The organism is Puniceicoccales bacterium, from assembly GCA_031283585.1.
In the GTDB taxonomy this organism is placed as follows: domain Bacteria; phylum Verrucomicrobiota; class Verrucomicrobiia; order Opitutales; family LL51; genus JAIRTH01.
Genome location: JAITBP010000006.1, coordinates 52,118 through 78,230, shown reverse-complemented (window position 1 = coordinate 78,230; position 26,113 = coordinate 52,118). Strand labels below are relative to the sequence as shown.

Sequence of the window (26,113 nt, the reverse complement as noted above, 5' to 3'; positions counted from 1 at the left end):
TGCCGGAGATAGTTGTTAATTAAACGTAACAGATGTTGTTTTAATTTTCTTGCAAACAATTTCTTTGAATGCTATGTGCTAAAACAGGGAAGTTTTGGCAATATGCGTTGTTGGATTGAAATCGATTTAACTAGGTTTCGCGATAATATAGTAATCATAAAGAAAAGTCTGCCAAAGGGCATGGGATACATATCTGTTGTCAAGGCAAATGCCTATGGTTGCGGTGCCCAGGAGTTGGTTAAGAGTTCGGTGGACTTGGTCGACGCTTTTGCCGTTGCCAACCTCAACGAGGCCATGGCTATAAAGGACTATTCCCAGGGAAAGAAGATACTTATACTGGGTCCGCTGTTGTCAGAAGAGATCAATTCTGTGGTGGCCAATGGGTTTGTGCCTTTAGTGTCCAGCTGTGATGAGCTAACCCAGCTGGTTGCCACGGCGAAGGCCCTGGAAAAGGTAGCTGAGATTCATCTGAAGATTGATACGGGCATGGGCCGGTCTGGGTTCTGGCATGAGAACAACAGTGATGAGCTACGCAGGCTATGCCATAGCAGTCAAATAAAAATCGGTGGTCTGGCTACACATTTGTCCTGTCTTGGTAGCGATAATGCCTATACCGAGCTGCAACGCAAAAACTTTAGAAATTGGCTGAGACAGTTTGATTGGCCAACCGAAGAATTGAAAATCCATGAAAGCAGTAGCTTTGCCATCAAAGATTCCAGGGTCGATGATATCTGTAACTGCGTCAGAGTCGGTGCCATGCAGTATGGAATTGCGCCGGATGATATTGTCCAAGAGCTAGATAGACTTGGCATTAGGCCTGTGCTGAGCTTTAAAAGCAAGCTGGTACTTGTAAAAAATATACCAAAGGGCGTGAAAATTGGTTATGACGGCAGCTATAGGACAACAAGTGACACAAAAATTGGTGTGGTTGCCTGTGGCTATGCCGATGGAATCCCTGTTAGTTTCATCAACAGGGGCCATTGCCTGGTCAATGGTAGTGTTTGCCAGGTTATAGGAAGGGTGTCGATGGATCAGACAACTATCTGTTTGGCTAATTGCCCCGGGCCAAGGCCGGGCGATACGGTGCTATGGATAGGTAGCGACGGAGCCAGGTGCATAACTGTCAACGAATTCAGTAAAGCTGGTCGGCGAATAATAAGAGAAAGTCTGTGTGCCATATCAGGTAGAGTTGAGCGGGTTTACAAACGATGAGGTGATCAAAACAAAACAAAACAAGACAAAAAATTCTTGCCAAACGAGATTGTAGTCCTAGTTCTGGCACCCATCGGTGAGGTATCCAAGTGGCTAAAGGGTGCAGACTGTAAATCTGTCGAGCTTCGCTCTTCGAGCGTTCGAATCGCTCCCTCACCACCACGATAGTTAGGGTATTTTATGTTTGTTATCACCATTGACATTGGGCCACCATATTAAAAGAATTCCCGTTGATCTATGAAATGGAAATTTTCATTGAATGAGGTTGTTGCGATTGTTGAACCAGAAGGAGTTATAGGACGTTTTCTGGGTGATGTCCATAGGGTATCGCAGCTGAGGGAAGCTGAGCCAGGGGACATATCATTTTGTAGGAACAAAGACCATTTGGTTGATTTGCAACACACATCGGCGTCAATAGTTTTGGTTCCCCGTGACGATGGCATAAGCATAAAATTACCTCCAGGAGAAAATCAGGCGTTTCTCCTCTGCGCCAATCCATCCTATGCGCTGGGGTTACTTTGTGCAAAAATTGAGGAAATTTTGTCCAAAAATTTTGTCCATGGCATTGATAGAACCGCCGTTATCCATCGGTCGGTGAAGCTAGGAAATTTTCTGTCTATTGGCCCAAGAGTTGTTATAGAAGAAGGCGTTACAATCGCAGACAGGGTGGTTATAGGTGCCGGGACATTTATAGGCTACGACACTGAAATAGGCGAGAACACAATTCTGGCACCGAATGTTACAATAATGCCCTGTTCCAAAATTGGCAGAGATGTAAAAATAAATTCTGGTGCGGTAATTGGTTCAGATGGATTTGGTTACGAAACAATAGACGGAGAACATAGAAAAATTTCCCATATAGGCAACGTGGTAATCGAGGACCAGGTGGAAATTGGCGCTAACACTACCATAGACAGGGCTAGGTTTGCGTCGACCATCATCGGAAAGGGCACTAAAATAGACAACCTGGTCCAGATAGCCCATAATGTGCAGGTTGGCGCCGGGTGTATGATTGTTGCCCAGGCTGGAATCGCCGGCAGTACAAGGCTAGGAAATCACGTGGTGCTTGGTGGTCAGGTTGGAATTGCTGGCCATCTGGATATCGGTGATGGTGTCAGGATTTGTGCCCAGTCTGGCGTGACAAAAGATATTGAAGATGAGTGCGTTATATTTGGCTCTCCGGCCAGAAAGTATGATGATTTCGTGAGGCAAATGTCGGCCATCAAAAGGCTACCAAAATTTATAGAAAAAGTTGAGGCCTTGGAGCGTTCATTGAAAAATAGTTAGACACATGGTTTTATTGCTTGGATTCTTGTTTGTGGCATTGGTCTCGGTGGTGATTATTTGCCTGGTTAGTTGGACTAGATGTGGTGCTCAGGTCCGGGCCATGGAAAAGAGTTTAGTGCAAATAACCAGTGAAAAAGACGAATATCTTAGGCAAAAATCTGAGCTACAGGGAAAATTTACCTCTGCCGAACGGCAAATCGAAATGCAATCGATGGAGCTGGTAGAGCTTCGGAGGCAGATATTGGAGCTAGGTAATAGAAACACGGCGCTCGAGGTGACCAAGGCCCAGATAGAGGAAGGGAAAGAACGACTTAAGATTGAGCTTAGCAATTTGTCCCAGGAGATCCTCGAGGCAAAAAAGTCGAAATTTTCTGAGGAAACCAGCCGGGAAGTCGGTGGCCTGGTGGAGAAAATAAAGGCCGAATTCGATTCGTTCAAACGGGATATTTTTCTGCCGGAATCAAAGTCAAGGACCGAGTTGGCCTGTCAGCTTAGGGTGTTATTTGAGAATGTGGAAAAGATGCAGACCGAGGCCTCAAATCTCACCAATGCACTGCGATGTGATTCAAAAATTCAGGGTAATTTTGGTGAAATTCAGTTGGAAAATTTACTTGAAGGCGCCGGACTATCGAAGCAGTCTGGTGATTTTGTGTGCCAGGGAACGGGTATGAATCTGAGGCTAAATGATGCAGTGGCGAAGCCAGATTTCATGGTGAGGCTGCCACAAAATCAGTGGGTCCTGATAGACTCGAAGGTGTCGCTTTCCGCCTATGAAAGGTTCGTCAATGCGGCGAATGATGATGAGAAGACCAGGGCCCTAAACGAGCACAGGACCTCGATTAAAAAACATATCGATGAGATAACAAAGTACCATAACATTATTGGCAATGTTGATATTTGTCCATTTCTGTTGATGTTTATACCGATTGAGTCGGCCTATGTGACAGCCGCCTATTTTAACGAGGCTCAGTCCGGTCAACTTGGCGGTCGAGATATTGCGCAATATGCTAGAGATAAAGGAGTTGTGCCTGTGTATCCGTCCACATTATTTCTTACTCTGCGGCTCATAAAATCCATGTGGCAGGTGGAAAAGCAGAATGAAAATGCCAGGGAAATTGCCGAGCGTGGAGGCCGGCTATATGACAAATGCGTCGGATTATTTGAAGCCCTGGATGATTTGAACAGGATGTTCCTGAAGGTCAATGATCAGTTTGCTACAAAAATTTTACCAAAAATAAGTGGCAATGGTGGCCTAATTTCTCAATGTGAGGATTTGCGAAGACTTGGTGTAAAAAATAGAAAAACGATAATAATTAAAAAATTAGAGGTATTGTAACATGTTGGATTTAAAATATATACGTGAGTGCCACGAGGAAGTAAAGGCAGCTGTTTTGAAGAAAAAATTCAGATGCGATGTGGACGGGTTTATCGCAATTGATAAAAGGCGCAGAGAGATGTTGACTGAAATAGAGGATCTGCGGGCAATGCAAAATGCAGCCAATGATAGCATGGCAAAGTTGGAAAAAGGGTCCATCGAGTTTTGTGAAAAAGTAACCGAGTTGAGGTTGCTTTCCGATAGGATAGTGAAGCTTGATGGGGAATTTAAAAAACTTGACGAGTCCTGGAAGTCATTGTATTTGAGCATACCTAACGTTCCACATCAGTCCGTTCCGGTGGGAAAAAATGAGACCGAAAATCAGCTGGTCTATAGCTGGGGTGACCTGGAAAAAATATCAAAATTTGCCCTGCCACACTATGATATCCATTGGTTTGGTGAGTACCTGGATCTACCTAGAGGTGTGAAGGTTACAGGCTCTGGGTTCCCGTTTTACCTGGGCGATATGGCCCGGCTGGTTCGGGCCCTGATCTCGTTTTTCCTGGATGAGGCGAGAAAAAACGGATATGTTGAACTCATGCCGCCGATTTTGGTAAATGCCGATAGCGCAATGGCTACAGGGCAACTGCCTGATAAAGAAGGACAAATGTATCATACCGCGGCCGATGACTATTACTGCGTTCCCACCGCCGAGGTGCCGGTTACGAATTTTTTCAGAAATGAGATATTTAACGAGGGGGAGCTGCCGGTATGTCGCTGTGCCTACACACCTTGTTTTCGGCGGGAAGCCGGTAGCTGGGGAAAGGATGTGCGCGGTCTGAATCGGCTTCATCAGTTCGATAAGGTTGAGCTGGTAAAGTGGGCAAACCCAAACAATAGTTTTGAGGAGTTGGAAAAGCTTAGGGCTGATGCTGAGGGTCTATTGCAAAAACTTGAGCTGCCCTACCGGGTGCTGTCCATATGTACCGGTGACATCGGGTTTTCCCACAGCAAACAGTATGACCTGGAGGTTTTTGCCGGTGGCCAGAAGCGGTGGCTTGAGGTGTCTAGTTGCAGCAATTTTACTGATTTTCAGGCCAGACGCGCAGGCATAAGGTTTAGATCAAAGGAGTCCGGCAAATTGGAATTTGTCCATACGCTCAATGGCTCTGGTCTGGCCGTACCGCGAGTGCTTGCAGCGTTGCTAGAGAACAACATACAGCAGGATGGCCGGGTTAGAATTCCCAGTGTATTGAAACATTGGATCAATCAGGATATGCTAGGGCGCAAGAAATGATTCCTAAGCTTAGATGTGGTGTTGTTGGGGTTGGTCACCTTGGACAACACCATGCGAGGATATATAATTCGTTGAGTGGCTGTGAGTTAGTTGGCATATGTGATGTGCACAGCGGCCAGGCAAAAAAAATTGCAAAACTCTATGGTTGTGAAATTTTCCCATCGGTTGAAGCCCTGGGTGAGGCCTGTGATGCGGTGAGTGTGGTCGTGCCCACCGATAAGCATTGCGAGGTGGCCCTCGAACTGTTGAACAAAAACTGTCATCTGTTGATAGAGAAGCCGTTATGTTCATCACTAGAGGAAGCATCGTTGATACTGTCGGCGGCAAAAAAAAATGATAGTGTGATACAAGTCGGTCATATAGAACATTATAACCCCGTAATGGAGTTTTTATGCAAGACAGCCAAGAACCCGATGTTTATAACCGCAGATCGACTGGCGCCATACACGGCAAGGGGTTCGGAAGTTGGTGTTGTTCTGGATCTTATGATACATGATCTGGGTGTTATTCTCGAACTAGTCCATTCAAAGATAGAAAAAATCGATGCCGTCGGCGTAAAGGTTCTGTCGGCCAGCGAGGATATTTCCAATGCCAGGCTGAGGTTCGAAAACGGTTGTGTTGCAAACATAAATGCCAGTCGCGTGAGCGAAAAAAAAGTGCGCGAAATCAGAATTTTTCAGGAAAATACGTATATTTCGTTGGATTTTATGAATCAAGCCGGCCATATGTTCAGGAAAACCCAGCTTGGCCTGGAAAAAGAGATTGTGCCAATAGCGAAGGATGAACCATTACAGCTTGAGCTAGAATCGTTTATGAAATGTGTTGCCTGTCATGAGACGCCAAAGGTCGATGTTAGCCTTGGCTACCATGCGCTGGAAGTTGCCATAGAAATCACCAATAAAATTCAGGCTTTTGGACTTTAACCTAAATTTGAGCCAGGAGCAGGCGCAAAGGCAAAAGCAAAAAATGTCGCCGGCCTTGCTCCGATCGCTGAAAATTCTTCAGATGCCGGTGGCTGAGTTACGCAGGGTTTTGCTAGAAGAAATCCGGTCCAACCCAATGCTCGAACTGGTCGATGAAGGTGTCAGTAGTAGTTTTACGGCATATGGTTATGCAACATCCTCCGGTGATTACGACCTGGACTCCATCGAGGCAGAGAGGACCTTGGAAGAGCATATTTTGGCCCAAATAGCAGATGTGGATGGCAAAGACAAGTCAATTTTATTGTTTTTGCTCGGACGCATGGACGAAAATGGGTTTGTGGTGGAATCCGATGAGCTGTTGGCTTCGGAGCTTGGAGTTACGGCGGCGGATGTGACAAGAGTCAGGGATTTACTTAGGTCACTTGACCCTGAAGGTCTTGGTTCTAAAGGCATTAAGGAATGTCTTCTGGGCCAAATAAAGGGCAGTGATGTTAGATTGACCGTCCTGGTGTCCCGGCATTTTGAGGATTTGCTCAGGCATAGGTATAGCAAGATAGAGAGGGCAATGGCGATCGACCACGTGGTGTTAAGGTCTTTGATCGCAAGGCTTAGGATGTTAAATTTTCGGCCGGCCAAAACTTTTTCCGAGCCAAGACCGATTGCCGTTGTTCCGGATATCATATTGAAAAAAGTCTACGGTGAATGGCAGATCGATTTGAACGATAAGTACTTGCCAAAGATAAAGATGAGCGATAGCTACAAAACCATGTTGATCTGCAAGAACCAGCTGGGGAAAGCAGATAGAAAATTTTTTTCCCAGAACAGCATGGGTGCAAAAATCCTGATGAATGCGTTGAATCGGCGAGGCGATCTGTTGATGAAAATTGCAAGACTTTTGCTGGATACCCAGCTGGAATTTTTCGAAGGCTCAGGTCAGTTGAAGCCATTTAGGCTCAAGGACTTAGCCAGTACTATCTCGGTTCATCAATCCACGGCGAGCCGGGCCATAAAGGAAAAATACCTGCAGTCACCTCGTGGTCTGTTTTGTCTGAAACATTTTTTTTCTAAAAAGCTTGGCGGCCCGGGCAACGAATTATCCACCAGTGCGCTCCGGGATCTGATCCGCGATATTATTGCCAATGAGGAAAAATCCAGGCCATTGTCCGATGTGGAAGTGTGTAACATGTTGCATGCGAAGGGGATTGCATTAACACGGAGATCGGTTACAAAGTACAGAAACGCGATGAAGATTTTACCAGCACAACATAGAAAATTTTTATGAAAACTAAGCTTTGGCCGGAACTATCTGGTGGTCAATGGGTTGGATCCAATGTGCCAATGTTCGTCAGTGCCATGGCAAATGACTCCAGAACCATCAAGCCAGGCGAGTGTTTTCTGGCAATAAACGCTGTCCGGGATGGCCACGATTTCTTGGCTGATGCCGAGCGTAATGGAGCAGGTTGTGCTATCGTAAGCCGTGTGGTGGAAGGAGTTAGCATTCCTCAGCTGCTGGTCGATGAAGTGCTAGCCGCGTTCCGTAGGATTGTGAAAGCCCACAGGAATGACTTTCGCGGTCCGATCGTTGGCTTGACCGGTAGCTACGGCAAAACTTCCACCAAGGATCTGATGCGCCTGCTTTTTGGGCCCCGGGCCATGGCCACGGTTGCCAACCTGAATAACACGCTTGGTGTCCCATTGATGCTCAGTAAGCTAAACGAAGACAATGACATAGGATTGATTGAGTGTGGTGTTGACCGGCCAGGTGAAATGGATGAAATTCTCGATGTTCTGAACCCAACCCTGGGTGTGGTGACCGGTCTAACCCCTGTCCATGCCTCTCGGTTCGGTTCGATGGAAAAGATTGCCGAAGAAAAATCAAAAATGTTGACCCGGGCATTGAATAATGGTGGCCTGGCAATCTTTCCGGAGGAATGCCTTAACTTCAAGCCATTCAAGGAGATAGAAAGCAGTAGCATCGTTGTGAGTGATGGCAAGGTCGCAGAGAATTACGTTACCTATGGCCAACTGGAGGATGGTGTTATGGTCCACTCCAGCGAATTTGGCGAAGAATTTTACGCCCTGCCATCGATGAGCCATGGCCAGATGAGGAATTGCGTCCTAGGTATATTTTTGGCCCGGAAGGCCGGAATAGATCGTGCTCTGCTGGAGGCCCGGCTGGGCAACTGGAAACCGTCGAAAATGCGTGGTGAAATCATCCGGTCAGGCGAAAAGACTGTCTATTTGGATTGCTATAATGCCAATCCCGCTTCGATGATGGACGCCATTTCAAATTTCAAAAACATGTTTCGGGAACCGGGCCGAACCTTTATTATCGGCTCAATGCTTGAGCTGGGTGACAGATCCTATGAGTTACATAACTCGCTTGGACAAAACATCTTACCAGACGAAAAAGATCTGGTAGTATTGATAGGAGCCTATGCCGATGCGGTGATGGAAGGTATAATAAAATCTAACTCAAAATGCGAAAATATTTACGTTTTTAGGGACACAGCCGCCGCTGCTAAAACCATTGCAACCCTGGCTACCAATACCATATTCCTCAAGGGCAGCAATTTTTATGAGTTATGGAATCTATTGCCTAGCATGGACATAGAATACTAAGCCTATTCTACGGTTACCGATTTTGCCAGGTTCCGTGGTCGGTCCACATCACAACCTCGTAGCAGCGCAATGTGATAGGCGAGGAGCTGAACCGGAATGATGGCTAAAACCGGTGATGTGGCAATGTGAGACGTTGGGATCTGAACCAGGTCATCTACGTTATCAATTTCTGCTGCACAGTGTTCTGATACTATTGCCAGGACCGGTGCACCCCTCGCCTTGACCTCTTGTATGTTCGATAGGGTTTTTTGGACTATGTGTGGCTGGGTTTCGAAAAAACAACAGGGACATTTCTCTGAAATCAATGAAATCGGGCCGTGTTTCATCTCCGCCGAGGGATAGCCTTCGGCATGAATGTACGATATCTCCTTCAGCTTCAATGCTCCTTCCAGGGCTATCGGAAACATCAACTGCCTGCCAAGAAATAGGAAATCGTCGTATTTATAATACTTTTTTGCTATCTCTTTTATCTGGTCTTCCTGCTTCAACACCTCTTCCACCTGGGATGGCAATTTTTTGAGAGCGTTGACGAATTCCATACCGTCGCCGAAGCTCATGTTCCGCATTCGGGCAAAATATAACGCAAGCATCGCTGCGGCACATATTTGCGCAGTAAAGGCTTTGGTAGAAGCAACACCTATCTCCGGTCCAGAGTGTTGATAAATTCCGCCGTCGGTTTCTCTGGCTATGCTAGATCCTACCGCATTTGTAATTCCTAACACCCTGAATCCCTTACGTTTAGCTTCCAGTAAAGCTGCCAATGTGTCGAGGGTTTCACCGGACTGGCTTATGACAAAAATCAGTGTATTTTTGTCCAGCGGTGCATTTCTATAGCGAAACTCCGAGGCGTATTCGACCTCAACCGGGATTCGCGCATAGAGTTCGATTAGATGTTCGGCGACCAAACTTGCATGCCAAGATGTTCCGCAGGAGCAGAATACAATACGGTCGACCTGTCTCAACTCGTGAAGTGGAATGGCCAGGCCTCCAAACCGAGAGGTGCTGCAATCCTCAGAAAACCTTCCCCGCATGATGTTTTCGATGGATTGAGGCTGCTCAAAAATTTCCTTATGCATGTAGTGGGCATGATGGCCAAGCTCGATATCCTGGTTGGTCCAATCGATGGTCTGATGGACAATGTCAACATTTTCTGACAGGATTGTTGTTATGTAAAACTTGCTGTCAGAGACAATTGCAATTTCTCCATCTTTTAAATAGACGGCCCGATTCGTATACATCAACAGGGCGGCGGCGTCGCTGGCGACAATGGTTTCTTTTTCGCCTATGCCAACCAAAAGTGGCGAACTCTTTCTGGCGGCAACCATTTCTCTTGGATATGCGGAGCACATTACGACAAGTCCGTAGGTGCCCTGTATATGAAGCAAAGCTTTCCTGACACACTCGCTGAATTTGTTTTGTATAGAAGCCGGTTCCTTGTGATAGTGATAGGCTATCAGATTCGCAAGACACTCGGTGTCAGTCTCTGACGAGAATGTATATCCCTGGCCTTGGAGAAATTTTTTGATCTGAGCGTAGTTTTCGATTATTCCATTATGGACCACGGCAAATAGGCCATCGGAGCTTAGTTGAGGATGCGCATTTGCTTCCGATACAACGCCATGGGTAGCCCAACGGGTATGCCCTATGCCAATCGGTTCGGTGAGGTTGGATTTTTCAATAGCTTCGGTTAGATTATTTACCTTGCCAATTTTTTTTATACATAGAAATTTTTCGTTTTTAATGGTCGCAAACCCGGCAGAATCGTAGCCTCTATATTCTAGTCTGCGGAGTCCCTCGACCACAACCTGGGCCGCATTGCGATGACCTATGTAGCCAATTATTCCGCACATATTTGAAATGGAACTAGTTAAAAGTTACCTGTCAAGAACTGTGATTTTGAAAAAAAACTGTTATTCTCGCTATTCGGAAAATATTCCTAAATTTCTAAACCTTTCATATCTCTTGGCAATACGATTTTTTATAGATAGATTACAAACCAAACTCAGGTGATTTGTTAGGGCATTTTTTGTATTCAATATGGCTTGCTCGGGATCCTGGTGAGCTCCGCCAAATGGTTCGGCGATAACCTCATCTGCCACGCCAAATTCCACCAATTTGCTTGCCTGCAATTGTAAGGCTTCGGCCGCTTCGTTGGCGAATTGTCTATCTTTCCATAGGATTGCGGCGCAGCCCTCCGGTGAGATGACCGAATAGTAGGCGTTTTCCAGCACCAGGACTTTGTCGGCCACGGCAATTCCCAATGCACCGCCGGAACCGCCTTCGCCGATCACCACGGAAACTATAGGGACGGTCAGAGCACTCATGTCTCTTAGGTTTACGGCTATGGCCTCGGCCACATGACGCTCTTCAGAACCTATTCCAGGGTAAGCACCTGGTGTGTCGATCAGGGTCACGATCGGCATGGAAAATTTTTCCGCCATTTTCATCAGGCGCAGAGCTTTTCTGTAGCCTTCCGGGTATGGGCAGCCAAAATTTCGTAAAATATTTTCGTTGAGCGTCCGCCCTTTTTGTGTGCCGATTACCATAACCGGCTGGTGGTCAAAAAAAGCCGGGCCGCCAACAATTGCTTTGTCATCGCCAAACAACCTGTCACCGTGAAATTCCTGAAAATTGCTAAAAATTCCGTTTATAAAGTCCAGCGCATAGGGTCTGTTTGGATGTCGTGCAATCTGAATTTTTTGCCAAATTGTCAAATTTGAATAGACGGTTGTTGCCAGCCGCGATAATTCCGTTTCAAGTTCGCCTATTTCCTGGCTTAGGTCACGTTTTGATGTTTTCGATTGTTCGACTAAACTGTCGATTTTATCTTGAATATCAGATAGTTGTGACTCGAACTCTAGTAAAAATTTTTGGTTTGGTTTTTTCGGTTTCCTTCCGAACATGGCTCAGAAGATGCGATTGCAGCTAGGCTGGGCAATCCAAAAATATTTTTGCAGTGTAAATTTTGTTGCATTATCATGGCAAGTGATGAATTTGTTCGCTGTGCTATGAGCGAGCTATTGCCGGAAAAGTGGCAGGTCGTCGATGAGAACCTTGTTTTTGATTGTAATATTTTCAAGCTATGCCGCGAGTGTTGCGTACATCCCCTCGATGGTAGAACCGGTGAATTTTTCATTTTACATCCTCCGGACTGGGTTCAGGTCATTGCCCTGACACAAGAACGCAACATAGTGCTAGTAAAGCAGTTCCGGTTTGGCACCAGGCGCCTATCTTTGGAAATTCCAGGCGGAATAATAGAGCCCGGCGAGGATCCGGTTATGGCCGCCGAAAGAGAGTTGCTCGAAGAAACAGGCTTTAGTGGTGAAAACGCCAGTGTATTGAAGATTATTTATCCGAATCCGGCTATCCAGGACAACAAGCTTTATACGGTTTTCATTGAAAATTGTCGATTGGTGGGCAAGCAATCCCTTGATCCTCTTGAGGAAATCACTTTTTTGACCATTCCGATCCACAGGCTCTGGGAAAAAATAAGGAGCGGTGAGATCGACCATGGAGTGGTTCTGGCTGCGTTGTTTTTTCTGAAGCTTAGGCTCGAAGAGGAGTAGAACAACTATTTTGTTATAAGCATCTTAGCTCTTTTAGTTTTCAGTGGAAATTCTATGGTAACCGTGGTGCCACGATTTTCCAGGCTGGATATATTCATTCGTGCGTTATGGGCACGTAGAATCCGCTGAATTATTAGCATCCCAAGGCCGTTGCCATTTTTTTTGGACGTGAAAAACGGGTCGAAAATATGGCCCACATTCATTGGATTTATGCCGATTCCGCTGTCAGAAATCTGTACTTTCAAAAATTCTTCGTCGGAAAACATATCTATTGAAATTTGCCCATCGCTACCTATGGCCTCCAGGGCATTCTTCATCACGTTGAAGAACATCTGCTTGAGCTGATCTGCGTCGGCCGATATTTTTATGTGTTCGTTGAGTCCCAGCGACAAAGCTATGTTAGCGTTTTCTAACTCACTGTGCATAAGCTTGATTACTGCTTCGATGATGTCACAGACATCCAGGTCACCTAGTACCGGTGGCGTTGGTCTTATGGCCTGGAGAAAATTTTTAATTATTCCATTGAGCCTGCTAATTTCCTGTTGGCATATCTTTATGGATTCGCAAATCTGCCTATTGGTCGGGTGTTTTTTTACAATTTGTTCCAGCAATTCCAATTGCAAGTGGATGGAATTCAATGGATTACCTATTTCGTGCGCTATACTGGCTGCGAGAAGTAAAACCGAGGAGGTTCGCTCATCTTCTATTTCTTTTTTGTGCAGCAAAATTTCATTGGTTACGTCGGACATTATCAAAATCCTCATGTTTTTAGAGTCCTCGCTGAATGGGATCGAACATACTTTGATGGTAAGTTTTGCCGGATAGTTTATCTCCACATCGGTGGTGCTCACCGAGGAATCTACGGGAATTTTTACGCTGGGAATGTAGCGGAATATGTTATCATTTTTCGAATTGGTCAATCCAAGCAGGGCCACCGCGGATCTGTTCGAAAACGTGATGCTACCCCTAGGATCTACTATCACGATGCCGTCTCGGATAACATCGACGATGGCGCTGAAGAAGTTACGTTGGCTTCGAAATTTTTTTGCGAGACTTACCAAGGTAGATTTGTCGAGTCTCTCGGCCTTTTCAAGTAGCTTATCTAGTGAATTCAGCTTCATGGAGATCTCTAGGGGCTCAGGGCTCCGTGTTCTTTAGTGCTTGACAGAGAAAATGTTCCATTATTTTCCCAGCTGGCCGGTTTGGCCCAGGGCAATGCTGTGTCCCGGTCATCCGCTGGACCCGATGCACAGGCCTGGAGTAGCAATGCCGTGATGGCAAGACTTAGGCTGATGATTTTCATTCCATTTCATTCAAAATTTTCAGTACGCTATTGCCTTTTTCCAGAGATCTGTCCAGCTCTAACTTGAACTCGGGGAAGTGTTTAATGTTTATATTTTTTGCCACTTCTCGTTTTATTTTTCCAAAATTTTTTTTGAAAAATCTCTGAGCGGATTCTTCCAGTTCCCTGTTGCCCAAAGCTGCGTAGGTTATTCGGCAGGACTGCATGTCGCCGGTTACAATTGTGTTGGTGATTGTTATGTATTTGGCTTCATCGCGAAAGTTTTTACGTAGGATATTACCCAGTTCCTGGCGGATTAGTTCGCTGACTTTCTGTATTCGAAGGTCCATGGCTCAAAGGGATTGGCGACGCTGAAGTATTTCATAGCATTCGATTTCATCGCCGATTTCGTAGTCGTTGAATCCGTTTGACCTGATTCCGCATTCAAAGCCAGCTCGGACTTCGGTTTGGTCATCTTTTTCCCGACGCATAGACTCTATTTTTCCTTCAAAAACGATGGTTTTATTACGACGAACTCGCATGAGCTTGTCTCTTAGCATCCGTCCATCGATTACCATGCAGCCGGCAATGATTGCCCTTGAGATGGTAAAAAGTTTTCTAATCTGTGCTGTTCCTATATGATTTTCAACAAGATCGAAATCAAGTAAATCTGTCATCGCGTCGCGGATCTGTAGTACAAGTTCGTAAATAATGTCGTTTTGTATTATTTTTACTCCTTTGTTTTTAGCCAGGGCCACGGCATCATTATCAAGTTTGACATTGAAGCCAACGATGGTGGCGTCGGTGGAATCTGCCATATTTATGTCGTTTTTAGTTATAATACCTACTTCCGCCGACAGAATATTCAACGAGACTTTATCACTTTTAATGTTTTTGAAACATTCAATAATGGCTTCGATGCTGCCATTAACATCACATTTCAGTATTATATTTAGGGTTTTCTGTTTTTGTAATTCTATGGCTGCGAATAACTTTTTTATATCTACAATTTGATCCGACTTGGATTTAGGCATGTTGGTTTTTTTCATGGCCACCGAAAATTCTTCGGCTTTTTCTCTGGCTTCTTTCTCGTTTTTTACCTCCTCGAAGGCGGTTCCTGCGCTGGGGATTCCTGACCATCCGGTAATCACAACTGGCATAGCTGGAGTTGCTTGTTTAACGTTTTTGCCGCTATTGTTGATCATTGCTCTTACCCGGCAGTAGCATTCGCCACACAGGATTGTCGACCCTACTTTCAGTATTCCATTTTTGACTATTACAGTGGCGGAGATCCCTTGGCCGACATCTACTTGTGATTCGATTACCACTCCCGATGCCTTGGCTTTGAGATCGGCCCGAAGGTCCATCATTTCCGCCTGCAATAACACAGCTTCGAGCAGCTCGTCGATATGCTGACCGCTGACCGCTGATACGGCAACGCACAGGGTTTCACCTCCCCATTCTTCGGCTGTGATGCCTCGTTGCTGCATCTGTTGCCTGATTACATCAATATTTGCACCGCTGACGTCGATTTTGTTTATCGCAACCACAATTGGAACCTCTGCTTTTTTCGCAAACTTCAGGGCTTCATCGGTTTGCGGCATGAATCCATCGTCAGCAGCTACTACCAATATGGCTATGTCAGTGACCTTGGCGCCACGCTCGCGCATTTTGGAAAAAGCCGCGTGGCCCGGTGTATCCAGGAAGGTTATGTTTTTGCCATTGATGCTAACCTGATAAGCTCCAATGCGTTGAGTGATTCCGCCGGCTTCTCCTTCGGCTATTTTGGTTTTTCTTATGGAGTCTAACAGTGTGGTTTTGCCGTGGTCGACGTGGCCAAGAACGCATACAATGGGTGGCCGTGGCAACATCTCACTCTGGACAATTGGCTTTTTTTCTTCCTTTGGTCCGGCGATTTTTGACTCGGAGTTTCTATGCTTGATGTCTAGCCTAAATCCATGAGTCGCAGCAAGTTTCGTTGCAATGGCTTCGTCGATAGACTGGTTCATAGACGAAAACACACCGACCTTCATTAGTTCAGAAATCAGCTGAAATGGTTTCAGGTTTATCAGGGAAGCAAATTCTCTAACTATAATTGGCGGGCGTATTTGCAATAGGCGCAGCTCGGCATTGGCCAACTGATGGCTTTCTCTCAGGGTCCCCGCCCTGGGGATGGTCCTTGGCGGTGCCTTCGGTGCAATGTTTTTTGACTCAGCGGATGGCAATGGCTTGGTCTTTTGCCCCAGATCTTCGGCTTCATTGCTGACGGTTACGACTTCTTTGCTGGATGGTTTAGTGGCCGGGACTGTTTCCGGTTTGCTTTTCCTGGGTAGCGATACACCAACCGTTGATACAGAACCACTTTGATTTAATAACCCTTGATTCAGTAGGCCATGGGTTGGCTCATGCCGTATCACCTTTGGGGCAACGGTTGGCATGACTATTGTTTTTTTTGGCAGCAGCGAAACACTACGACCATCGTCGGTCCTGGTCTGTATATCCGTAACATTCTCTTTAGGAATGGCTTCGTTATTCAGTTTGGTTGGCTTATTAACGGTTTTATCTTTTGGGTATTTGTTCGAGCCAACATGGAGTTCCTGGATTAGTGCATCGGCGTAAATTGTCGGTACAGAGTTAGATGGACTGGTTATCTTCAGGCCACGCTCGGACAACATAGCCATCACGCTTTTGTTTTCCAAGCCCAATTCTTTTGCTAACTGATAAACTCTAATGCTCATTGATTACATTTCCAAACAGTACAATTAACCACCTAGAACCACCTGTCCACTCATTTGATTAGTGTGATAGTTCAAACTGTTTGATTTTTTCAAGAACGAAACGAGCCTCCTCTTCAGAAAATCCGGAATTTAATAAATCACCAACACCGACGTCGTCAAAAACATCTACGCTCACAAACCCAGCTGCCACGAGTCTTTTTGCCATTTCGTCATCTATGCCAGGTACTCCGTTAAGACCTTCGGCGGCTTGGCTTATTTTTTCATAGATCGACGGTTGCTGGCCTTCGGCCAATTTCCTTATATCCAGTTTCCAATTCATCAGTTTTGATGTGAGTCTAGCGTTTAGACCCCGTTTGCCAATGGCAACGGCCAGATCGTCATTTGAAACCTCGAAGTAAATCTGCCGATTGCTCCTATCCACGAAAACATTCCTTGGAATGGCTGGGTGTATAGCTTCTTTCAAAAAATCTTCCGGATTGTCCGTATACCTTATTATGTCGATTTTTTCGCCACCAAGTTCTTTTACGATGCTTCTAATCCTAGCGCCTCGGGTGCCGACACAGGCACCCACAGCATCTACCTTTGGATCCTTGCTTGTCACAGCGACCTTCGTCCTATAACCGGCTTCGCGAGCCATACTGACGATTTCTACGGTGCCGTCGGCTATTTCGGTTACTTCGATCTCTAGCAGTTTTTTCACAAAACAAACACTGGCTCTGCTTACCACCAATTCCGGCCCGTGGGATGTTTGCTCTATTTTTAACAACAAACATCTTATTCTGTCTCCGGGAATATATTCTTCGCCGGGAATGCGTTCTCTATAGGGCATTATGGCCTCCGTCGAATCCAGATCCACATAGATATTGCCCGAATCCTGTCGACGTACAACACAGGTCACGATATCTTTAACTTGATTTTTATATTTTTCGTAAATTTTTTCTTTCTCGAAGTGTTTTACGTCGCTCATTATGGCCTGCTTAGCATTCTGAGCCGTTATTCTACCAAGATAGGCCAGGTCTATTTCCTTTTCAAAAATGTCACCTACCTGGAGAGCTGGGTTTATTTCGCGAGCTTTGGATATGTGAATTTCAGAATGCATATCGCTAACAGAATCAACAACTTCCAAAACAGTCCAAGCCTGTATATGACCTGTTTTAGGATTTATTTCAACTCGTATATCCTGGGCATTATTTATGCTCTTCATCGCAGCGGTGCGGATAGCCTCTGCTATGGTATTTATCATATCACTACGACAAATACCTTTTTCTTTTTCCATGTACTCGAGTACAGCCAAAATTTCTCCACTGGTTCTCATAAATCTGACAAAGATCGCAGCTGAATTTTCAGCATATAATCTGACCACAAAAACTAAAATGACCCGGGTCGACGTCAAGACAATTTTGTACCGGTGTGCCTAATTTAAATTTTTATCAGGTAGTCAATGAAAAAGTAAAAAATATAAAACTATCTTATCGATAGGTATAATGCAAATTCGCCGAGACATACAGAAAATGTTTGCCAATTAATTCCCCTTTTCACATTTATAATGACAGCGAGCTATGGATGACATTGGAAAAGATTTAATATTATGACAACAGATTACCTAGTTGATGTTTCAAAAGACATTAAGCATGAGAAAGTTATAGATCGTCAATATGCCTATTGGCGGAAGATGATATTATTTTTATTGATTACCGGCTATGCATCGTTTTATATCGTTCGGCAGAACCTACAGGTAGTATTTCCGGCTATCCAGAGTGAATTTGGTTGTAAAAAGTCTGAAATCGGTTGGGCATTTACCTGGTCGTCGCTCATCTATGGAATTGGAAAATTCGTCAGCGGCGTGCTCTGTGATAAAATAAGGGTTAGGTATTTTATGGCCATAGGATTAGCAGGTACTGCCTGTTGTTCGTTGTTTTCTGGTTTTTCCAGTTCTATTTCATCTATAATAATGTTATATCTGGTGGGTTCGATTTTTCAATCCACGGGTTGGCCACCGGTACCGAAATTGATGACCCATTGGTACTCGCCGAATGAACTTGGTACCAAGTGGGGGATCGTTAGTTTATCCCATAAAATTGGTAGCATTTTAATCCTAGTGGGAGGTTCTTGGTTGCTGGCCAAATTTGGTTGGCGATCTGTTTTTATTATTTCTGGATTGATGTCTCTGATGGTGGCAGGATTGCTATTTTGGAAGCTATGCGATACGCCAGAGTCGATGGGGCTGCCATCGGTGGAGAAAAAAGAAGGGTTGCAGAGACAAACCACTCATAGGGATAACGAAAGTGTTACGCTGAGAGAGATATTTTTGGAGCACATTTTGCCAAATCGTACCCTTTGGTATGTATGTTTTGCGAATTTTTTTGTATATATAATAAGAATGGGATTTTTCAATTGGGCACCGACGTTTTTGCAGGAGGCGAAGGGAGCCTCGGTGTCTATGGCCGGATGGCAATCTGCCGGGCTGGAGACTGCCGGTGCGATCAGTGGAGTTTTAGCCGGCTGGATGTCTGATAAAATATTTAAAGGGCGGCGAAATTGCACCTGTTTCTACTTTATGGTGGCTTTGATAGCTGTTCTGCTTATCTTTTGGAAACTGCCGGTGGTGCCTCAGTTTGTAAACATGGCATTTCTTTTTATAATTGGTTTTTTAATATATGGCCCTCAAACACTTGCAGGGTTATCTGGAGCGGAGTTTGGCTCGAAAAGAGCCGCTGCGGCGGCCAATGGACTGACCGGGACATTTGGAGCCATGGGCCATGCCGTGGCGGGCATAGGTGTGGCTAAAATAGCTGATACCTGGAGCTGGAATGCTACCATGGTGTTTTTTGCCATATGCGCCATGTTTGGGACATTTTTTTTCGCATTGAATTGGAATAGCACAGCCCAGAAGCATGACTAATTGCCTAGCATCTGTTAGTTGTTTGGGTGGCTTTGAGTAGTTTGCGGTTAAACTTACTAGAAAACCCGGAGGGGGTCAGGTTGATACAGGTCTTCGTATCATTGGTTCCGATTTGCATCAGGTCGTGGAGCGGAATTATTACAGCATCGGCTTTGGAGTTCAGCAGGATGTTGATTGTTCTCCAGGTGGATTCATTTATGTTTGTGCCGAAGCATTCCTGGAAGTCTTTTTTCATGGATAGAGATAATTTTTGTGAGGTTGAGTATTCTTTGAGCCATCTAATAAGCGGATTTTCTCTGGACGTGCTGGTTGTTGCGATGCAGACTTCATTGTAATCCCGTGGTAGTTCATGGGCAATTCCTTCATCGAATGAGTATTGCAAAACATCTAGGTAGGGCAATCGGAATTGGTTTATTATCCGTTTTGACCTAAAATCCGAATTGGTTTCTGCAGCGATGATTGGATTCTGTTTTTTAAAACTGTTTTTTATTTTTTCGAATAATGAGTGGCCTGCGCTGGGAACCCACCGGCCATGGTTTGGATTCGTTTCAGCGATGGGAATTTCCCAATTTTCAATGAGTTCATGGAAATTTTCTATGATAATGTAGTCAAAAAATTGTAATTCTTTTTCGATTCTTTTGATGAACCAGCTGTAATCGGTTTCCCGGTGTCGATTCCACCTATAGGTCGGTGCATTGAGCTTCAACCCATTGGGATGTAGCATTGAGCTAGGGTATCCGGCGACGGTGGTACACTGGCCTTCGGGGTCTAGGAAGAACAGGTTTTGGTTTGTCCATAGATCCGGGCTGTCATGTTCGATGTAGATTTTGAAGTCCGTCAGTAGCGTTAGGCCAAGCCTTTTGGCCTCGGTTTTGATAGCGTCTAGCTGTCTGTGCAGTAAAAATTGCACCAGGCCTGCGTTACGTATCTGAAGGGATAATTGGTGTCTTGTGGCTTCAATCGCTTTACGGTCAAAGTCTTTGATTTTTTCTGGCCATTCCCACCAGGGCTTACCGTTAAATATTTGTTTTAGCGCATGAAACAACGCGTAATCATTCAGCCAACTTTCGTTGCTTTTTTCAAATGACATCAGTTCGGCGATGAGATTCTTATCGGCACGGCGGTCAAATTGGCTAGCGACCAGGGCTAGGTATTTTTTTCTTACGGTTGTTATGGCGTCGATCTCTTTTACCTTGGCGATTTCATCTTCGGCAGCAGTCAATTCTGATTCGGTTATAAGGCCAAGGCTATGTAAATTTTCCAGAGAGATGAGTGTTTCATCGAAGGCCAACCCGCAGGAAATGGTCGATTTTTGTGGATCATTTGATTTGTGCAGGCTTGGGATATGCCAAATCGTTTGTCCCGCATCGCTAAGTGCAGCCATCCATTTCGTAGCGGTTTCACCCACATCTGCATAGCCAAATTTTCCAGTCACATCGGTAAGATTAAACGAAATGCCAGATTTTCGTTGAAAAATTGGGTTATGAGAGGTGGATTTAAATGAAAAATCAAAATCCACAACCAGACAATTGTATAAACATCAGCGGTGCTGTCAAAACAACTAGTGTTTTCCATGGAAAGCCGATAATAAAACATCGCTTCTTGCGGGAAGCGATGACTAACAACTAGCTCTATGTATTTTGCTTAGAATGAGAAATCGAACGATGTGGTAAACCACAGGAGATTTTTATGTCCTTTACCATCCTCATTTCTTCCGATACAGTTAACCCAGGATTCTTTTGAAGCGTCATTACCGGTATAACGTACACCTGCCCGAACCTTGGCATTGTCATTGAAGGCATAGACGAGATCCGATCCAAGTCCCCAGTAGATGTAATTTTTTTTGCCTCCATTGAGGGTTTCTCCGGCCACATTTTCGTCCAGTTCAACGCCCTTATCATCGGTACCTTTGGTCAATGACTTGGTGGCTTCGTTGTATACCACATAGTTATTGGTTGTCTCTTCGGTATCATTTTTCCATTCGGACCACGGTATACCAAAAGGTCTTCTTGCTGTATCATAGCCGAGTTTTGCGCTCAAATCAATTGAGAACCCAGAAAACCCATATTCACCGAGATCTACCGTATGGCCGATCATACCTTCAAAATTTAATTCTTCCCGATTGAAGTCATAGGCACAATACAGAGATGGTTTTAATAGCACATCTGCTGTCACACCAACATATACCTCATTGGTATTGGTCCTTTTAAAGAAAATAGGTTCTAAATCATAGGACACATATTTCCCATCGTTGACAAGGCCTTTGGCCGGGACGACGGCGGTACCCAGTTCTGGCACATCTACCTTACCAAGCACTCCGGCGACTTTGCCGCGAAGATTGGTATAGAAGTGATGTATGTATCCCACATCAACGGAGAAGGTATCATCCACCGGCCATCTAACACCGGCATAGATATCCACTTGGTTCATTGTTTTTACTGTATGATTACTACCATCTTCCACGCTGGCGACTGTAGTATTTTCTTCATCCTCACCCTCTTTAGCCTCAGGCTTTTCTTTGAATGGAACGGCGGTTAGCGATAATTCCTGTCCTGCCTTACCTTTATTCTCACCATCACTAGGGGTATAGGTGGTACTAATGGCGTCTTCCACATCAGGTGCTGGATTACCAGATCCGGATGTACCCACAAATGCGTTCATACCAACATAGAATTCACCACGGTCAAATAACGGTAACCCGACTTCAACCTGAGGTCTAAATATCTGTTGACCTTGTTTACGGCCACGATATTCAAATTCAGAATCAAATCCAACATTGGATCTTACGGATAAATCCGGCCAATCAATTGCATTTGCATAACTGACTATAAACAAACTACCTAAAAGTGTAAAAACTTTTTTCATTCTCATATTCCTTTAAGTCTCCGTTCCTTTTGGCCCCTTATTCAGAACCGCTAACAACGTGTTAGTAGTATCTGTAATATTGGGTATCATGTCAATACTCTTTTGAAACAAATTATAAATTATTTGATCAAGATCATAAATTTGAAAAGAATGCTAGACATTTATTGTAAAAAAAAACTCAATGTGCCTATGCCAACCTTGGTCTTTTCGATTGTTAGTCAGGAATATGGTGTGGGAAAGACTACAACTGCCGTGAATCTATCGGTATCTCTGGCGCTAAAAGGCGTTAGGACATTACTGATAGACTTCGACCAGGCAGGTATTGCAACCAAAGGACTTGGTTATGAAAAGGAAAACAATGGAAGCTTGTATAGGATATTGCATGGCGCCTATGACTCAGATTGTAATATAAAAAAAACCCGCTATGCAAATCTATCCATAATACCATCCGATGAGAATCTGAAGGCGATCGAAACAGGGCTCAGGGAAAATGGTGATTACCTGATGGTCATTCACGAGGCAGTCTGCACAATAAAGGATTCTGGTGATTTTGACGCAATCATTTTGGATTGCCCTCCGGTGGGGGAATCCTCTGCCATCGATATCATCGGTTCTGTGGATAAACTATTGGTGGCGCTTCGAAGTGAGTACACCTCGATGGAGGTCATGTCCCAGATATCCAATGCCGTTGAGGCTCTTAAGCTGCATGATCTCAATAAAACTTTGGAAATTGGTGGTATAATAATGACCATGTTTGATATTAAGACCGACCTATCAACCAAGGTTTTCGAAGATATAAAAGCCCAGTTCAAGGGGTTGGTTTTTGAAACGGTTATACCTAGATCCAGCAGATTGAGCGAAGCCACAAGGCTGGGAAAATCCATATTCGAGTACGACAAAATGAGCAGCGGTGCCAAGGCCTATGATCGTCTCGGCCTAGAAGTTATAGAGCGTTTTAAACTGGTATAGTTCTATATTTCCCGGGCAAAAAATGGGATTTTATCAAGTATCTTAGTCTGCAGGTCTTCGAAGCACAGATAGAGTGCTGGAACTACATATAGTGTAACTATCTGCGAGAACACAAGGCCGCCAACCACAGCCAGTCCAAGCGGTATCCGTGATACTCCGTCAGCCCCGAGACCGGCGGCTATGGGGATCATGCCCATGAGTGCTGCCAGCGTTGTCATTATGATTGGTCTAAAGCGCTCCAGGCTGGCTTTGTGAACTGCTTCGGCGGGAGAAAGTCCTTCTTTTTGCCGTGCTATGGCAAAATCCACCATCATGATGCCGTTTTTGCCAACGATTCCGAGCAGCATAAACAGCCCAATGAAGGCGTAGAGTGATAGTTCATAGCCGCAGAACATAAGCGTTGCCATCCCACCGAGCATGGCGATCGGCAGGGCCGAAAGCACCGTGAGCGGATGGATATAGCTTTCGTAAAGAATTCCAAGTATCACATAGAGCACAAATATGGCTACGATCAACAGGACTAGAACCGACTGGGTGGTTTCCTTGAATGTGGCAGCTTCGCCATGAAATGAGCCAAGCACTTGCTGTGGAAGAATTTCTTTTGCTTTCTTAGCTATGAACTCAGTGGCTTCACCCAGAGGAAACCAATCCTGTAGGTTGAAAAATATGGTGACCGATGGGAAGTTATTGATATGGTTTACAGAAATTGGACCAAGGGTTTCTGACATTTTTGCCACCGAATCAAATGGCGTCATTTGGCCACTTTTGGAGCGGAAAAATAGGTCTTTGATGTTTGATTTATCAGTCCTTTGAGATTCTTTTGCCGTCACGATCACGTTGTATTGCTGCATCGGTGTTTTTATAATATAGGATCGGTTTTCCGAGAAGGATTGCTTAAAACTGTCTTCGATCTGGGTGGTGGTGATGCCATAGATCGATGCCTGGTCTCGGAGTATTTCGATGTTTAGTTCCGGGTTGCTGAGGAACAGGTCGGATGACACACTGGTAAACCCTGGATTGCTCATCATTTCCATCATCAATCTTTGCATAGGTACTACCAGCTCTTCAGAATTTTGGCAGGTCATGGCAAAGGCATATTTACCCTGGTTTGTGCTCATGGCACCGGTATTTATATGAAGATTTGGCATGGGTTGTAAAAATGTGAGAGCGCCCGGGATTAGGAATAGATCTTTTGTTAGCCTAGTGGCTATGTCCTGGATTTTTGGACGCTTGCCGTCCTTTAAAAACGCTATCAGCATACCTTGGTTGCTTGGTAACATGCCGGTCAGACAGGATAAACACAGGTACTGATTGATGGTTGGATCGCTCTCGAGAACCTTGCTGATTTGGTCCTGGTAGCTGTGCATTTGTTCCGGCGATGTACCTTCTTTGGTTAGAAATACACCACGGAGTACGCCGCTATCACCGGCCGGCAGAAATGTTTTTGGTAGTGACGAGAAGCTCCAATACAGGAGAAATAGGCATAATACCCAAAAAATGACCGACATATAACGCAGATTCAGTGCCCAATGGAGGGTCTTGCCATAGAATGACAATATAAGATTTTCGAATTTTTTTGATATCCGCTCAAGCAGAGTTTTTTCTTTTCCATGGATCGATTTCAACATCCTTGCGCACATCATTGGTGTCACCGTCAGCGAGACCAGCCCGGAGGAAAATATGGCCACGACTATGGTGATTGAGAATTCTCTAAAAACTCTTCCTAGCTGACCGGTCATAAACACCATGGGGATGAACACAGCGATCAGAGATAGGGTCATGGCCAATATGGTAAAGCTCACTTCTTGCCCTCCGTTTATGGCCGCTTCGGTGGGATTTTCGCCAAAAACTTCCATTCGGCGTACCATGTTTTCCAAAAAAACGATGGCGTCATCCACCAGGAAGCCTATGGCCAAAGTCATGGCAAGCAGAGACAGATTATCGACGCTGTAGTCCAATAATCGCATGACAATGAATGTCATAAAGAGAGAAAGTGGCAGTGCTACAGTTGGGATAATCGTTTCGGTGAACCGGCCAAGAAAGATAAATATGACCAATATTACCAGTATAAATGCGATGACTATGGTTTCTTTTACGTCGTTTATGGACTCGATGATTTGCACCGATCGGTCGTAGGATGGTATCAAATTCATGGATTTTGGCAGCTGAGACTGGACGACGGGTATCAATTTTCTTATGGATTTAGCGACTTCTATGGTATTTGAACCGGCGGCTCTGGTGGTGGCTATCATGACGGCCGAATCTACTTTGTCGCTATCGGATCGCCAAAACACCAGCCTGGTGTCGTTGGAAGCGAAGCCATCGATGGCCTGGCCGATATCCTTTAGATAGATGGGCGAGCCATCCCGGTAGTCGATGATTATTTCATTGTACTGTGGGGCCCGGTCCAGTTGACCTAAGGGTTTTATAACCAGTGAGTTGGTGTGGCCATTTAGGGTGCCAGCGGCCAGAGAGGCTGTGTGCTTTTGCACCGCACCGACCACATCGGACATGGTGAGTCCTTTGTTGAACAGCTTATTGTTGTCGATTTCTAGACGAACTGCCCTGGAAACGCCGTAGACCTGGCATTTTGAGACCCCGTGCAACATACTTATTTTGTTCGCTATCTCATTGGATGCAAAGTCGTAGAGTTCGCCTTTTGACAGCACATTACTGGTCAGTGCCATGAAGTGGATCGGCGTGCTATTGGGGTCAGATTTTTCGAACATTGGTGGCGTGGGTAGATCCGGCGGGAGCGACCCTATGGCTCGGGATATGGCCGATTGTATATCGGTGGCCGCGGCGTCGATATTTTTGTTCAGGCTAAATTGCACGGTGATGGTGGTGGATCCCTGGGTACTTTGGGATGTAACTAACTCTAATCCAGATATTTGCATGAATTCCTTCTCCAGTGGAGAAGCCACATTGGCGGCCATCATAGACGGGTCCATTCCTGGGAAAAAAGCTCTTACGGTTATGACCGGATAGTCGACACTTGGCAGGTCGCTGACCGGCAGAGAAAAGTAGCTATACAGTCCTGCCATGGCGCAGGATAGCGCCAGAAGAACTGTCATGACCGGACGTTTAATAAATGGCTCAGATATGCTTTTCATCTATGAATTATCCTGGAATTAT

Annotated in this window: 20 protein-coding genes and 1 tRNA gene; 11 read left to right on the top strand and 10 right to left on the bottom strand. The window is 45.1% G+C overall.

Annotated features, from left to right (window positions below; genetic code table 11):
* The first annotated feature begins 102 nt into the window (after nucleotides 1-102).
* The 8 genes from alr (at nucleotide 103) to LBB20_01700 (ending at nucleotide 8,656) form a co-directional block, all read left to right on the top strand.
* On the top strand, nucleotides 103-1,212 hold the full coding sequence (alr, locus tag LBB20_01735; GenBank protein MDR2735544.1) for an alanine racemase: 1,110 nt from the start codon (nucleotides 103-105) through the stop codon (nucleotides 1,210-1,212).
* 75 nt (nucleotides 1,213-1,287) lie between these two features.
* Nucleotides 1,288-1,374, top strand: a tRNA-Tyr gene (locus LBB20_01730).
* Between the two features lie 75 nt (nucleotides 1,375-1,449).
* Entirely contained in the window at nucleotides 1,450-2,499 is a 1,050-nt protein-coding gene (gene lpxD, locus LBB20_01725) for a UDP-3-O-(3-hydroxymyristoyl)glucosamine N-acyltransferase (GenBank protein MDR2735543.1), read from the top strand.
* 4 nt (nucleotides 2,500-2,503) lie between these two features.
* Nucleotides 2,504-3,835: a DNA recombination protein RmuC gene (rmuC, locus tag LBB20_01720; GenBank protein MDR2735542.1), complete on the top strand. Its 1,332-nt coding sequence runs from the start codon at nucleotides 2,504-2,506 to the stop codon at nucleotides 3,833-3,835.
* Between the two features lies 1 nt (nucleotide 3,836).
* Nucleotides 3,837-5,111 (top strand): serine--tRNA ligase, encoded by a 1,275-nt coding sequence (gene serS / locus LBB20_01715; protein MDR2735541.1) that lies wholly within the window; start codon nucleotides 3,837-3,839, stop codon nucleotides 5,109-5,111.
* Nucleotides 5,108-6,034 carry a Gfo/Idh/MocA family oxidoreductase gene (locus LBB20_01710; protein ID MDR2735540.1) on the top strand — a complete coding sequence of 309 codons (927 nt, stop codon included), beginning with the start codon at nucleotides 5,108-5,110 and terminating at the stop codon, nucleotides 6,032-6,034. Before serS ends, LBB20_01710 begins: the two co-directional genes overlap by 4 nt.
* Before the next feature lie 7 nt (nucleotides 6,035-6,041).
* Nucleotides 6,042-7,316, top strand: a complete 1,275-nt coding sequence (rpoN, locus tag LBB20_01705; GenBank protein MDR2735539.1) for an RNA polymerase factor sigma-54 — start codon at nucleotides 6,042-6,044, stop codon at nucleotides 7,314-7,316.
* Nucleotides 7,313-8,656 carry a hypothetical protein gene (locus tag LBB20_01700; GenBank protein MDR2735538.1) on the top strand — a complete coding sequence of 448 codons (1,344 nt, stop codon included), beginning with the start codon at nucleotides 7,313-7,315 and terminating at the stop codon, nucleotides 8,654-8,656. Before rpoN ends, LBB20_01700 begins: the two co-directional genes overlap by 4 nt.
* 2 nt (nucleotides 8,657-8,658) lie before the next feature.
* Here LBB20_01700 and glmS read toward each other — a convergent pair whose 3' ends face one another.
* Together glmS and LBB20_01690 are read right to left on the bottom strand one after the other, a co-directional pair.
* Nucleotides 8,659-10,506 carry a glutamine--fructose-6-phosphate transaminase (isomerizing) gene (gene glmS / locus LBB20_01695; GenBank protein MDR2735537.1) on the bottom strand — a complete coding sequence of 616 codons (1,848 nt, stop codon included), beginning with the start codon at nucleotides 10,504-10,506 and terminating at the stop codon, nucleotides 8,659-8,661.
* A 69-nt stretch (nucleotides 10,507-10,575) separates the two neighbouring features.
* Nucleotides 10,576-11,559: an acetyl-CoA carboxylase carboxyltransferase subunit alpha gene (locus tag LBB20_01690; protein MDR2735536.1), complete on the bottom strand. Its 984-nt coding sequence runs from the start codon at nucleotides 11,557-11,559 to the stop codon at nucleotides 10,576-10,578.
* 75 nt (nucleotides 11,560-11,634) lie between these two features.
* Between LBB20_01690 and LBB20_01685 the strand changes: the two genes are divergently transcribed.
* Nucleotides 11,635-12,222, top strand: a complete 588-nt coding sequence (locus LBB20_01685; protein MDR2735535.1) for an NUDIX hydrolase — start codon at nucleotides 11,635-11,637, stop codon at nucleotides 12,220-12,222.
* Nucleotides 12,223-12,227: 5 nt separating this feature from the next.
* Here LBB20_01685 and LBB20_01680 read toward each other — a convergent pair whose 3' ends face one another.
* Genes LBB20_01680 through nusA form a run of 5 tightly spaced genes read right to left on the bottom strand, consistent with a single transcriptional unit; the run spans nucleotide 12,228 to nucleotide 17,557 of the window.
* A complete protein-coding gene (locus tag LBB20_01680; GenBank protein ID MDR2735534.1) occupies nucleotides 12,228-13,343 on the bottom strand; it encodes a PAS domain-containing protein in 1,116 nt (371 codons plus the stop codon).
* An 8-nt stretch (nucleotides 13,344-13,351) separates the two neighbouring features.
* Nucleotides 13,352-13,525, bottom strand: a complete 174-nt coding sequence (locus LBB20_01675; GenBank protein MDR2735533.1) for a hypothetical protein — start codon at nucleotides 13,523-13,525, stop codon at nucleotides 13,352-13,354.
* Nucleotides 13,522-13,854, bottom strand: a complete 333-nt coding sequence (locus LBB20_01670) for a ribosome-binding factor A (protein ID MDR2735532.1) — start codon at nucleotides 13,852-13,854, stop codon at nucleotides 13,522-13,524. The genes LBB20_01675 and LBB20_01670 overlap by 4 nt, the downstream gene beginning before the upstream one ends.
* A gap of 3 nt (nucleotides 13,855-13,857) precedes the next feature.
* Nucleotides 13,858-16,242 (bottom strand): translation initiation factor IF-2, encoded by a 2,385-nt coding sequence (gene infB / locus LBB20_01665; protein ID MDR2735531.1) that lies wholly within the window; start codon nucleotides 16,240-16,242, stop codon nucleotides 13,858-13,860.
* A 58-nt stretch (nucleotides 16,243-16,300) separates the two neighbouring features.
* A complete protein-coding gene (gene nusA, locus LBB20_01660; protein MDR2735530.1) occupies nucleotides 16,301-17,557 on the bottom strand; it encodes a transcription termination factor NusA in 1,257 nt (418 codons plus the stop codon).
* 273 nt (nucleotides 17,558-17,830) lie between these two features.
* On the opposite strand from nusA, the gene LBB20_01655 reads away from it, so the two are divergent.
* The gene (locus LBB20_01655) at nucleotides 17,831-19,144 is read left to right on the top strand and encodes an MFS transporter (protein MDR2735529.1); all 1,314 of its coding nucleotides are present in this window, start codon (nucleotides 17,831-17,833) and stop codon (nucleotides 19,142-19,144) included.
* A 4-nt stretch (nucleotides 19,145-19,148) separates the two neighbouring features.
* On the opposite strand, the gene LBB20_01650 is transcribed toward LBB20_01655, so the two are convergent.
* Both LBB20_01650 and LBB20_01645 read right to left on the bottom strand, forming a co-directional pair.
* Nucleotides 19,149-20,663 carry a 4-alpha-glucanotransferase gene (locus LBB20_01650; protein ID MDR2735528.1) on the bottom strand — a complete coding sequence of 505 codons (1,515 nt, stop codon included), beginning with the start codon at nucleotides 20,661-20,663 and terminating at the stop codon, nucleotides 19,149-19,151.
* A gap of 125 nt (nucleotides 20,664-20,788) precedes the next feature.
* Nucleotides 20,789-22,015 carry a hypothetical protein gene (locus LBB20_01645; protein ID MDR2735527.1) on the bottom strand — a complete coding sequence of 409 codons (1,227 nt, stop codon included), beginning with the start codon at nucleotides 22,013-22,015 and terminating at the stop codon, nucleotides 20,789-20,791.
* 183 nt (nucleotides 22,016-22,198) lie between these two features.
* On the opposite strand from LBB20_01645, the gene LBB20_01640 reads away from it, so the two are divergent.
* Nucleotides 22,199-22,978: a ParA family protein gene (locus LBB20_01640; protein MDR2735526.1), complete on the top strand. Its 780-nt coding sequence runs from the start codon at nucleotides 22,199-22,201 to the stop codon at nucleotides 22,976-22,978.
* A gap of 2 nt (nucleotides 22,979-22,980) precedes the next feature.
* On the opposite strand, the gene LBB20_01635 is transcribed toward LBB20_01640, so the two are convergent.
* Complete coding sequence (locus LBB20_01635) at nucleotides 22,981-26,091, bottom strand: efflux RND transporter permease subunit (protein MDR2735525.1); 3,111 nt, start codon at nucleotides 26,089-26,091, stop codon at nucleotides 22,981-22,983.
* Between the last annotated feature and the right edge of the window lie 22 nt (nucleotides 26,092-26,113).

What these genes read in the sequence shown, in the direction of transcription:
- alr (MDR2735544.1), top strand. Translation starts at nt 103, where the DNA reads ATGCGTTGTTGGATTGAAATCGATTTAACTAGGTTTCGCGATAATATA.
- lpxD (MDR2735543.1), top strand. Translation starts at nt 1,450, where the DNA reads ATGAAATGGAAATTTTCATTGAATGAGGTTGTTGCGATTGTTGAACCA.
- rmuC (MDR2735542.1), top strand. Translation starts at nt 2,504, where the DNA reads ATGGTTTTATTGCTTGGATTCTTGTTTGTGGCATTGGTCTCGGTGGTG.
- serS (MDR2735541.1), top strand. Translation starts at nt 3,837, where the DNA reads ATGTTGGATTTAAAATATATACGTGAGTGCCACGAGGAAGTAAAGGCA.
- LBB20_01710 (MDR2735540.1), top strand. Translation starts at nt 5,108, where the DNA reads ATGATTCCTAAGCTTAGATGTGGTGTTGTTGGGGTTGGTCACCTTGGA.
- LBB20_01700 (MDR2735538.1), top strand. Translation starts at nt 7,313, where the DNA reads ATGAAAACTAAGCTTTGGCCGGAACTATCTGGTGGTCAATGGGTTGGA.
- glmS (MDR2735537.1), bottom strand. Translation starts at nt 10,506, where the DNA reads ATGTGCGGAATAATTGGCTACATAGGTCATCGCAATGCGGCCCAGGTT.
- LBB20_01690 (MDR2735536.1), bottom strand. Translation starts at nt 11,559, where the DNA reads ATGTTCGGAAGGAAACCGAAAAAACCAAACCAAAAATTTTTACTAGAG.
- LBB20_01685 (MDR2735535.1), top strand. Translation starts at nt 11,635, where the DNA reads ATGGCAAGTGATGAATTTGTTCGCTGTGCTATGAGCGAGCTATTGCCG.
- LBB20_01680 (MDR2735534.1), bottom strand. Translation starts at nt 13,343, where the DNA reads ATGAAGCTGAATTCACTAGATAAGCTACTTGAAAAGGCCGAGAGACTC.
- LBB20_01675 (MDR2735533.1), bottom strand. Translation starts at nt 13,525, where the DNA reads ATGAAAATCATCAGCCTAAGTCTTGCCATCACGGCATTGCTACTCCAG.
- LBB20_01670 (MDR2735532.1), bottom strand. Translation starts at nt 13,854, where the DNA reads ATGGACCTTCGAATACAGAAAGTCAGCGAACTAATCCGCCAGGAACTG.
- infB (MDR2735531.1), bottom strand. Translation starts at nt 16,242, where the DNA reads ATGAGCATTAGAGTTTATCAGTTAGCAAAAGAATTGGGCTTGGAAAAC.
- nusA (MDR2735530.1), bottom strand. Translation starts at nt 17,557, where the DNA reads ATGAGAACCAGTGGAGAAATTTTGGCTGTACTCGAGTACATGGAAAAA.
- LBB20_01655 (MDR2735529.1), top strand. Translation starts at nt 17,831, where the DNA reads ATGACAACAGATTACCTAGTTGATGTTTCAAAAGACATTAAGCATGAG.
- LBB20_01645 (MDR2735527.1), bottom strand. Translation starts at nt 22,015, where the DNA reads ATGAGAATGAAAAAAGTTTTTACACTTTTAGGTAGTTTGTTTATAGTC.
- LBB20_01640 (MDR2735526.1), top strand. Translation starts at nt 22,199, where the DNA reads ATGCCAACCTTGGTCTTTTCGATTGTTAGTCAGGAATATGGTGTGGGA.
- LBB20_01635 (MDR2735525.1), bottom strand. Translation starts at nt 26,091, where the DNA reads ATGAAAAGCATATCTGAGCCATTTATTAAACGTCCGGTCATGACAGTT.